Below are 10,084 nucleotides of genomic sequence, written 5' to 3'. Positions count from 1 at the left end.
AGGAACAGCCCGAAGGCACGCCGTTCCTGCTTCTCACCGAATGCGGCCTGAACGCACGCATGCAGTACGAATTTCCGAACAAGACCTTTATCGGCAGCTGCAGCATGTGCAAGTACATGAAGTCGAATTCTCTCGAGAATATTCTGGAAACGCTCCGTCATCCGGAAAAGGCCCAGCATGTAGAACTTGACGAAAGCGTGCGCGTTGCCGCCAAGAAGTGCATCGACGCGATGTTCTATTATGCAAGCAAGTAATTGGAAGAATTTCTGGCCAGGAGAAAAGTGCCATGAGTAAAATAAGGTTCGTCGTTTTGTTACTTTGTTTGTTATCCAGTTTCTCTCTCGCCGACGAATACTACTGGCCTCGCACCTACTTCTTTAGCGCAGGTTTCGGCGCCCAGGTTTCGAAAGGCGACTTCAACGAGAAAGCCGTTTCGGGCAAGGACTCCGCAGGCGTCAAGGGCTACATCCACCCGCCCGCACTAGAATTCGTCGCAACACCGGATTTCGCCATCGGCGTCAACATCGGAGCATTCTCGCTCGCACTCAATTTTCAGTACTGGACGGCAGAACAGACTCTCGCTGGATTTCCCGACGAGTCCTACAAGCAGGACACCCGAATCTGGCGAGCCGGCTTCGAGTTTACATACAATCTTTTCTACCCCGACTTTTTCCAAATCGGTCTAGGCGCAGGCTATTCCTACTCCAGCGTAAAGTCCAAAAATGCTGCCCTCTTCGGCTCGGATGTCTACGATGCCGAATTCATGGGTTCCGCAGTTGCCTTCATCACAAATATCCATTACTACATTACAGAAAATGTCGCCATGGTGCCCGCCATCAAGGTTTATGAGAACTGGTTCAGAAACGTTCATTGTTCCCGCGTCGACAATAACGACCTGGACCCCTATTTATGGCAGACATTCGTCCTAGCGTCGGTCTCAATACAATACCAGTTCTAATAGAAAATTCTATCTTTGGCGACGTATGAAAAAACTCGCCATTATCACTACATTTATTTTGGGAACAAGTGCCATTTTCGGCATGGACGAAGACGGTTGGGCCTCGACCTACGAATCCCTTTCCGCTTTTCAAAGCGACAATACGTCAAACCCCTTCGCAAACCGTCCCGGTTATGTCAAGCCCATCATTGACAACCTAGGCAACGTTCTCAACAGCAACTGGTTTGTAAGCGCCTCGGTTCCGCAAAGCTTCACATTCGAGGCCGGTCTTCCGTTCTCGATTATCCCCATTGGTAGTGACGACCGCAACTATACGGAATCGACCGAATATATGGGCGAAACATACAGCTTTGAGACGCCGACCATTTTTGGCGACCACGCCAACCTCGAAGAATACGACGGACGAATCTACGGTAACAAGACCTTAAACGGCCTGGGCGTATTCACCTATCCATACATCCAGCTAGGAGCCGGTTTCTACCACGCACGAATCGTTCTTCGCGGCATGTTCCTCCCCGCCATTAGCGAACTGCGCAAATTCAACTTGTTCGGTTTCGGTCTGCAGTATAGTTTCGGGCATTTGTTCCAATACATGTTGCCGCCGGCAGCACAACCGCTTGACGTAAGCCTCGTCTTTGGCTACAACACGAGCGGCATCGGATACCGGCCCGAAGATTACGAAGGCGAGCTTGAGCTCGATGTTTCCACAGTAAACTTCTCTATGGTCATCGGCTATAAGCCAGTCAGTTTTGTCGAAGTCATGATGTCGCTCGGCTACCAGAGCGCCGAAATGAAGTCTTCGGGACACCTGCTCTGCGTTGCTAAGGAATATGGCCAGCCCACGGCAGAATACGGAGCCACCATCGACCCCGATATCACCGTCAAGGGAAACAACGGATTCCGCTTCGGACTCGCCGTCGCCTTCCAGCTCGGCAAATCGTTCCATCCAGTCGTCGGTTTCGATTACGCCGGCAAGAGCAGCTTCACGACCAATGTGCTCTATTTCAGGCAGCAGTTCGGCGAAGACAAGACTCCCGACGAAATCGCCAAGGAAAAAGGATATGTCCGCGGCGCAAAGAAGGCCGAACCCGCAACGGAAAGCAACGAGCAGTCTAATGAGACTCCCGCAGACACCCCCGACGAGCAGCCGGAAGAAACTGAGGAAGCCACCGCCGCAGACGAGGCTTTCTCCGAAGAAACCTCTACCGAAGACCCTTTTAACGAAGAATAAAAACATCCTACTTTTAATTCAAACAAAGAAGGCATAACATGATTACATTCCTGATCGGTATCGCGATTCTTATCGGCGGATACTTTACTTACGGAAAATTCGTTGAACATGTCTTCGGCCCCGACGACCGCAAGACTCCCGCCCTCGAAAACCCAGATGGCGTTGACCGCGTGGTACTTCCCCACTGGAAAAACATGCTCATTCAGCTTTTGAACATTGCAGGCATCGGCCCTGTGATTGGCGTGATTTTGGGTATCAAGTTCGGCGCCATCGTGTTCATTCTGCTGCCTATCGGAAACGTGCTCGGCGGAGCTGTTCACGACTATTTTAGCGGCATGGTCAGCATGCGCAACAACGGCTACAACGTGCCGGCACTTTCCCGCAAGTTCCTGGGCAAGGGTCCTGCCAAGGTCGTGATGACGCTTATCTCGGTCGCCCTGATTTTGGTGGGCGCCGTCTTCACCAACACGCCTGCCGCTTTGATTAACACGCCAATTCTTGCGGGCTCTGCCGTGTCGCCCACCTTGTTCTGGGTCGCGGTCGCCTGCATTTTCGCCTACTACTTTGCAAGCACCTTCTTCCCCATCGATAAAATTATCGGTCGCATCTATCCGATTTTCGGTGCACTCCTGATTCTTGCCTCTCTCGCGATTTTCGTGGGAATCGTCCCGAACCTGAACGTTCTCGACGAATTCTGCTTTAACGACATCATGAGCAACTTCCACAAGCATCCGGCTGGCCAGCCGATTATCCCGATGCTCTTCGTGACCATTGCCTGCGGTATCATTAGCGGTTTCCACAGCACGCAGAGCCCGCTTGTCGCCCGCACCGAAGTCACCGAAAGAACAGGCCGTCAGACGTTCTACGGCATGATGATTATCGAAGGCCTGATCGGTATGGTTTGGGCCGCCGGCGGCATGTTCATTTACCACCAGATGCCGGAACTCCTGACTGGCGCTTCGGGCGTCAAGGTCTTGAGCGTCCTCGTTTCCACCGTGATTCCCTGGGCTCCGATTTCGATTCTCGTTGTCGTGGGCGTGATTGTCCTTGCTATCACCAGCGGCGACACGAGCCTTAGAAGCCTACGCCTCACGATTGCAGAACTCACCGGCATGGAACAGACCTCCATTCGCAACCGTCTGCTTCTTACTGTGCCTATGTTCGCCATTTGCGCCATCATCATCTTCTGGAGCAATCTGAACCCCGAAGGATTCAACATCCTGTGGAATTACTTTAGCTGGAGTAACCAGCTCATGGCCGTGTGCAGCCTTTGCGTGGCCACGGTTTACCTGCGCAGCAAAAAGAAGAACTTCTGGATTGCACTCATTCCGTGCATGTTCATGACCTTCATTACTTGCGACTATATTCTTTGGGTGAGCCCCGAAAACCTGAAGGGCGCCCCTCTCGGTTTCGGTCTCGACTACAAGACCGCCCTCGTGATTGCCCTGCACGACGCCGTCATTCTCGGATTCCTGCTTTGCACTAGGGGCAAGACGCTCACCAAGATGGAAGGTTTCGATCCTGACCGCTGGAACCCCGAACTGGACGAAGGCAAGGTCCCCAAAGCTCAATAAATGGTTCTCGAAGGTTCCGTCAAGTCCATTACCTTTCATAGTCCGCAGAACGGCTTCACCGTGCTGCGGCTTATTGATAGTAGCACCAAGAAGGTAGTGGTCGTTACGGGCACCCTCCCTGAACTTTCCGTAGGCGAAAACCTGCGTTTCGAAGGCGACTGGGGACGCCACCCTAAATTCGGCGAGCAATTCCAGGCAAAGCATTTCGAAATCGTCGAGAACGGAAACAAGAACTTTGCCACTTACCTCGGCAGTGGACTTTTCCCAGGGATAGGCCCCAAAACAGCACAGACCATCGTAGACACCTTCGGTGAAGAACTGCAGGACATTTTGGACTACGAACCCGACCGTTTCCGTGCCAAGAAAATCAAGGGGCTTTCGACCAAGAAGGTAGAAGAATTCCTAGCCCGATGGCAGGAAAACCGCCATAGCCGCGAAACCTTGTTGTTCCTGTACAATCACGACATCACAGGCTCCATCGCAAAAAAGCTGTGGATGAAATTCGGGCAAGATACCGTCAGTAAAATCCGCGAGAACCCTTACATTCTCTGCGAAGAAATATGGGGTATCGGATTTCTGAAAGCCGACGAAATCGCGATGAAGGTGGGCATTCCGAAAGACAGCCCCATGCGTCTGCAAGAGGCGATTCTTTACTCGCTGCAAGAGGCTTCACTTTCAGACGGACACTGCTACTTGCCAAGCAATGATTTAATCGGCCGAACCCTCAAGAACCTGCGAATCGACGTCACCGATGACGACGCGATTCAGAATCTGCTGGAACAGTTCAAGCGCATTTGCGCATCAGGCCGCATCAGACAGCATGGCGATGACTGCTTTTTCCCGCCACTCGACAACGCGGAACAGAACATTGCCGAAATCATCAAGCGCAGACTCAACGAAAACGAGTTGCCCACCTACGGCTTCGAGCGCGAGCTCGTGGACTGGGAACGCGAACACAAGTTCAGTTTCGATCCCGTGCAACGCGAAGCCATTCGACTTGCCACCGCGCACAAGATCTGCATCATCACCGGCGGTCCTGGTACCGGCAAGACCACGATTCTCAAGGGAATCATTCACCTGGCCCGCAAGATGGGCGAAAACATTTTGCTTGCCGCCCCCACAGGCCGCGCCGCAAAGCGCATGGGCGAATGCTGCGGCGAAAAGGCATACACCATCCACCGTCTTTTGGAAGTCGATCCCGTCACCCGGAAATTCAACAGAAATGAAGCGAACCAGCTCGACTGCAACCTGCTCATTGTCGATGAATTCAGCATGGTGGACACCTGGCTCGCCGCATCTCTGTTGCAGGCCGTTCCAGGGACCGCGCGAATCGTATTCGTCGGCGATGCAGACCAGCTTCCGAGTGTCGGCCCCGGCAATGTTTTGAACGACCTGCTTCAATGTCCACGCATTCCAAGCGTACGCCTGCAGCACATCTTTAGGCAATCTGGCGACAACGACATCGCCGACAAGTCCGCAAAAATCAACCGGGGCATTACGCCGTCGCCCATCGAAGGCCCAAATTTTCATTTCGTACCCTTCGAAACGCCCGAAGAAGCCAAGGATCACCTGAAGCACCTCATCGCAAGCGGCGTCCGTAGCAAAATCGACATCGACCTCAAAAGCGATTTGCAGATTCTTGTTCCCATGCGCAAAGGCCCGCTCGGCATTATCGAGCTGAACCCTTTCCTGCAGGACCTCCTGAATCCAGGCGTTCCGCGTCACAAGATGGTCGGCATCGAATGGAGTAACGGCGACCGCGTCATGCAAATCAAGAACAACTACGACAAGAACGTCTTTAACGGCGACGTCGGAATCGTCTACAGCATCAACAAAGAAAAACGCAAGATAACCGTGTTCTTCGACGACAAGCTCGTAAGTTACGAAGACGATGAACTTGACGAGTTGCAACTCGCTTACGCCTGCACCATCCACAAGAGCCAGGGCAGCGAATACCCCGCCGTCATCGTGATTCTCGACTCCAGCCACTACGTGATGCTGCAGCGCAACTTAATCTACACCGCCATTACTCGCGCGAAAGGCCACGTGTGGATTCTCTCTGCCCCCGGAGCCTTCCACCAGGCCGTCCGCAACAACCGCAGCACCCGCCGCTACACGCGCCTCAAGGAACGGTTGCAATAACATTTACGTCATTGCGAACCACGAATAGGGGTGAAGCAATCCATTTCCACAAAAAAATCCCGCAGCAAACGCCACGGGAAAATTCTTGGATTGCTTCGGGGCTACACGCCCCTCGCAATGACGTATTCGATTTTTACCGTCTAATTACAGTTCCACCACTTCAGTCCAGCCGAACGGGTCTTCCGCTTCACCGAACTGGATAGCAGTGTACTTCGTGAAGAGTTCCGTGCAGACCGGGCCCGGATTCACGCCGTCACCGTAGGTGAATTCCTTGCCGGCAACCGGATCCACAATCTTCTTGATCGGGGTAATCACGGCGGCGGTACCGCATTCGGCGGTTTCGGAGAATTCAGCGAGTTCTTCGAACGGAACCTGGCGGCGTTCCACGGTGTAGCCGAGGTGTTCAGCAAGCTGCTGCAGGCTCTTGTTCGTAATCGACGGCAGAATGGATTCGGACTTCGGGGTCACGTAGGTCTTGCCCTTGATGCCGAAGAAGTTTGCCGGACCGCATTCGTCGATGTACTTCTTTTCCTTCGCGTCCAGATAAATCGTGCTGGAGTAGCCGAGCTTCTTGGCTTCGGCGAGGGAAAGCAAGCTGGCAGCGTAGTTACCGCCGACCTTCACCGTACCCGTGCCCTGAGGAGCGGCGCGGTCAAAGTTGCGACTGATCATCATATCCACGGGCTTGAAACCGTCCTTGAAGTACGGACCCACCGGAGTCACGAACATCAACAGCAGGTATTCGTCGGAGGGCTTCACGCCGACTTCCGGACTCGTACCGATGAGGAGCGGACGGATGTAGAGCGTTGCACCGTGACCATACGGCGGAATAAAGCGGGCGTTGGCCTTCACCACTGTGTGGACCATCTCGCGGAACAGTTCAACCGGCGGCACGGCCATGAGCACGCGGTTAGCGGTGTTCTGCATGCGCTTGGCATTTTCATCAACGCGGAAGATACGGACCTTTCCGTCCTTGCCCGTGTAAGCCTTGAGGCCTTCAAAACCTTCCTGGCCGTAATGCAAGCAAGTAGCGGCCATGTGGATGCTGATGTCCTTGGAAGAAGACAGCTCAACCTTGCCCCACTTGCCATCGCGGTAGTAGCAGCGGACATTGTAATCGGTATCGTAATAACCGAAGGGGAGCGTCTTCCAATCGACAGTGTTCAAATCAAGCATAATTTAACCTTTTGTGCAGTTTGTGCATTTTTAAAGGTATCATTCGGTACCAAGAGAAAAATACAATTATGCCGGGGATTTTGGCTTGCTTTATCGTGAAAAATTAAAGAAATATGACCTCATGTAATGGGGCGGGGACCACCCCCATTGTCCCGTCTAGTCAGACCGCCACAAAAGTCTTGATTTTATCCAGTTCCGACGCAATTTCAATTTTCAAATTGCGAATGTAATTGAACACGAAAAACTTCAAGGAAGTGTTTGCGCTCGGCATGAACTAGGCGCATTTTCTTTTTTATATAAAAAAGAAAACCCCGAAAGCCATTTTCAGCTTTCGGGAAATTCAATTAATCAGGAAAAGTAAATTTTGCGTCTTTAGAGAAGATTACCAACCTGCGCACCAAATATTGGATGCAGTTCCAACCACATGTAGTACATCTCCAACAACTGGTTTCGGAGAAAGAACATTGTTAGACGAGTTATGTCCTCCCGTAGTAGCGCTATTCGAATTAACCTGTATAGAGCATCCAGTACTAGAGCTATTCCAAGCACAATTAAAGCGCACATTTGTACAGGACCCTATAGCCGTCACAGAGTAGTCTCCAGTAGTCAACGGGCCACCCGTATTATTGCCAGTATTGGTTATAGCTAATGGGGTTCCTCCGCCACCAGCACTGCTAGAACTTGCAACACTACTGCTGCTTGCCGCACTGCTAGAACTTGCAGCAGACGAAGAAGATGTCGCATTTATGGTAATCGGAGTAGTACATGTTCCTGTAATGTTATTATTGCAAGAGCAACTCAATGTCAAATTCTTTGTCCCTGTGGTCGATGCAGTTTTTGTTATTTCATCGGTCGGGTTATGGTTGCCTTCGCTGCCACCATCCCACGTGTAAGTGCAACTCCAGCAATTCACGTTAGCAACACCCTTAAATTTGTAGGATTCACCCTGATTTACCGTTGTCGGTGTCACGGAGCATGTGAGTACAGGAGCAATAGTCACATTTCCAGAACAACCGGAAACCGGATTTCCATTATAAGATAGAGAGTACGAATAGGTTCCTGATGTTGGAGCATCAATCTCATTATTCCAGCATCCACTCGTACCGCAATCGATGGTTTTAGTTGAACCATTGAAAGTCCAGACCATGTTCACATTATTATTAATTCCAGAAATATCAGATACACGCAACTGTATCTTTTGACCTTCATACAAACCAGATCCGCCATTGTTGTCCGTCACATTGCATGTCGCCGAGACTCCGTCCGAAGTATACTTAATGCTACAATCCTTTTCTGTTGGCGCATCATTATAGGAATTCTTCAACGATATTGTGTATTTGTTCGTAGAAGTTGTAGCAGCATCGTCCTTCCATTCATAAGTAGGGCCTGTCCATGAGGAACTCTTTGTCACCCCATCAATCTTCAATACGCAAGGATAGTCACTACTGCAATATTTGAGGCTGCTTCCCGGATTAAACGTCACATTACTTCCTACAGCACCCCTCCAATTGTCGGGACAACTGAACTCCGGTGCCGGCGGATTCACTGTCACCGTCTGCTGACAAGTCACATTATTTCCGATAGAACCCGAGAAGGTGTACGTGTATGTCTGACTCCCAGGAGAACTCGGCGTCACCGTAAAGGAACTCGCGCCACAGCCACTCCCCGAAATCGTTCCATTTCCCGTAAGGCTTGCGCTAGTACAAGAACCTCCATATGTCGGAGTGAACGTGAAGTTTTCACCCAGAGTTATCGAAGATGTACTTACGGAGCATCCCAGCCCTTCCAGAACATTCAACGTAGCAGAACAGATTGTTTTCGTGTTCCCGTTCACAGTATAGTCTATGGTGTACGTGTAGGTATTCGCATCACTTGGTGCCGGAACATCGCTGAACGTAGCGCTCGTGGCCCCAGAAGACAGCGTCTTTGTGATTGTGTGCGAACCGCTATGAATCGTTATATTCGTATTTTCAACAACATTGGCAATGTTGGACATGGTCAGCGTCGCAGTCGACGCACCCTTGACTATGGAGTTGAACGAACACGGACTTGCCGTAATCACGCCCGGTTCCTCGACAGCGAATTCGTCTGAGAAGCAGGTTTCAAACGGTCTATCATTATTCGTGCTTTCCAGTTTAAACTTATAGGCTCCGGCGGTAAGTGCCGTACTGGTATTCGCAACGTCTGTTGCCGTCGTAGTATTCACGTTTCCGCTACTTGCACTGGTGATATCAACATTTTCCGGTCCCACCAGCGTAATCTTGTATCCGCACTGGGTATCCGGGCAGTTCGATATACCATAAGTGAACTGTGGCAGGCCCTTGCCTTGCAAGATGGTATTCTGGGAAACCGAGCCGCATGTCGGCGTAATGCCCGTCACCGAGCCCGTCGTCGTACATTCGGATGTCGTATTTTCCTTGCTAGTTAGTGAAATCCTGAATTCATATTCAGCACCCGCGTGCCCAGCATAGGGATTGTCCGTCCAGCCGAACTTCGCATTGTCGCCATCAAATTCGCAAGCCGGACTATTCGAATCGTAGTAGCAAGCCAGCGAGCTCGGATCGCTGATATAGCTATGCGTTTCTTCCACCTCGATCTTGTCCGTATGGCTCTTGTTCTTTATTTCGGCAACGATGTTCCACTTTCCGCCGCTATAGTTTGCGTTACAGCCGGTTATTTCCACCGCATTCGGGCAGGAGCTTTCGACCGTCTTGATTTCCACGGTGGGATCATCGAATGTCTTCACGTAAACACCTAGAACATGTTCCGGGTCGAAACCTTCGGCATTGGAAAGGTTCTCCACAAGAATTTCCAGCTTGACACCTTCACCCATCTGCGACGACAGGTAGGGCTGACTATAGATATAGTCGTTACCGTAAGTGTATCGATCCGTTTCGTTCTTGCTGAACAGGTAGACCTCGACCTTCTTGCCATTGGGGTTATCCAAAGTCACATAAATGGTCGCGCCACGCACATTGGCCGTACCACTTTCAAGACCGAAGT

At 51.3% G+C, this 10,084-nt stretch carries 7 protein-coding genes; 5 read left to right on the top strand and 2 right to left on the bottom strand.

Features of this window, described 5'->3' with window-relative positions:
- The 5 genes from nadA to Q0628_RS13645 form a co-directional block, all read left to right on the top strand.
- Positions 1–254, top strand: a 254-nt coding sequence (nadA, locus tag Q0628_RS13665; RefSeq protein WP_298771886.1) for a quinolinate synthase NadA, incomplete at its 5' end; no start/stop codon positions are given.
- A gap of 32 nt (positions 255–286) precedes the next feature.
- A complete protein-coding gene (locus Q0628_RS13660; RefSeq protein WP_298771884.1) occupies positions 287–958 on the top strand; it encodes a hypothetical protein in 672 nt (223 codons plus the stop codon).
- 25 nt (positions 959–983) lie between these two features.
- On the top strand, positions 984–2,189 hold the full coding sequence (locus tag Q0628_RS13655) for a DUF6588 family protein (protein ID WP_298771882.1): 1,206 nt from the start codon (positions 984–986) through the stop codon (positions 2,187–2,189).
- A gap of 38 nt (positions 2,190–2,227) precedes the next feature.
- Positions 2,228–3,763 (top strand): carbon starvation CstA family protein, encoded by a 1,536-nt coding sequence (locus Q0628_RS13650; RefSeq protein WP_298771880.1) that lies wholly within the window; start codon positions 2,228–2,230, stop codon positions 3,761–3,763.
- On the top strand, positions 3,764–5,905 hold the full coding sequence (locus tag Q0628_RS13645) for an ATP-dependent RecD-like DNA helicase (protein WP_298771878.1): 2,142 nt from the start codon (positions 3,764–3,766) through the stop codon (positions 5,903–5,905). It begins immediately after the preceding gene.
- 144 nt (positions 5,906–6,049) lie between these two features.
- Here the strand turns inward: Q0628_RS13645 and Q0628_RS13640 are convergent, their stop codons facing one another.
- Positions 6,050–7,072, bottom strand: coding sequence for a branched-chain amino acid aminotransferase (locus Q0628_RS13640; protein WP_366979163.1), 1,023 nt, complete (start codon positions 7,070–7,072; stop codon positions 6,050–6,052).
- A gap of 391 nt (positions 7,073–7,463) precedes the next feature.
- On the bottom strand, positions 7,464–10,084 hold a 2,621-nt coding region (locus tag Q0628_RS13635; RefSeq protein ID WP_298771873.1), incomplete at its 5' end, for a hypothetical protein.

Origin of the sequence: uncultured Fibrobacter sp. (assembly GCF_937877005.1) — a bacterium.
GTDB lineage: Bacteria > Fibrobacterota > Fibrobacteria > Fibrobacterales > Fibrobacteraceae > Fibrobacter.
The sequence above is the reverse complement of the archived record's forward strand: the minus strand, read 5'-3'. Positions and strand labels throughout refer to the sequence as shown.

Coding starts and splice junctions, on each gene's coding strand:
- Q0628_RS13655 (WP_298771882.1), top strand. CDS start 984: ATGAAAAAACTCGCCATTATCACTACATTTATTTTGGGAACAAGTGCC.
- Q0628_RS13650 (WP_298771880.1), top strand. CDS start 2,228: ATGATTACATTCCTGATCGGTATCGCGATTCTTATCGGCGGATACTTT.
- Q0628_RS13645 (WP_298771878.1), top strand. CDS start 3,764: ATGGTTCTCGAAGGTTCCGTCAAGTCCATTACCTTTCATAGTCCGCAG.
- Q0628_RS13660 (WP_298771884.1), top strand. CDS start 287: ATGAGTAAAATAAGGTTCGTCGTTTTGTTACTTTGTTTGTTATCCAGT.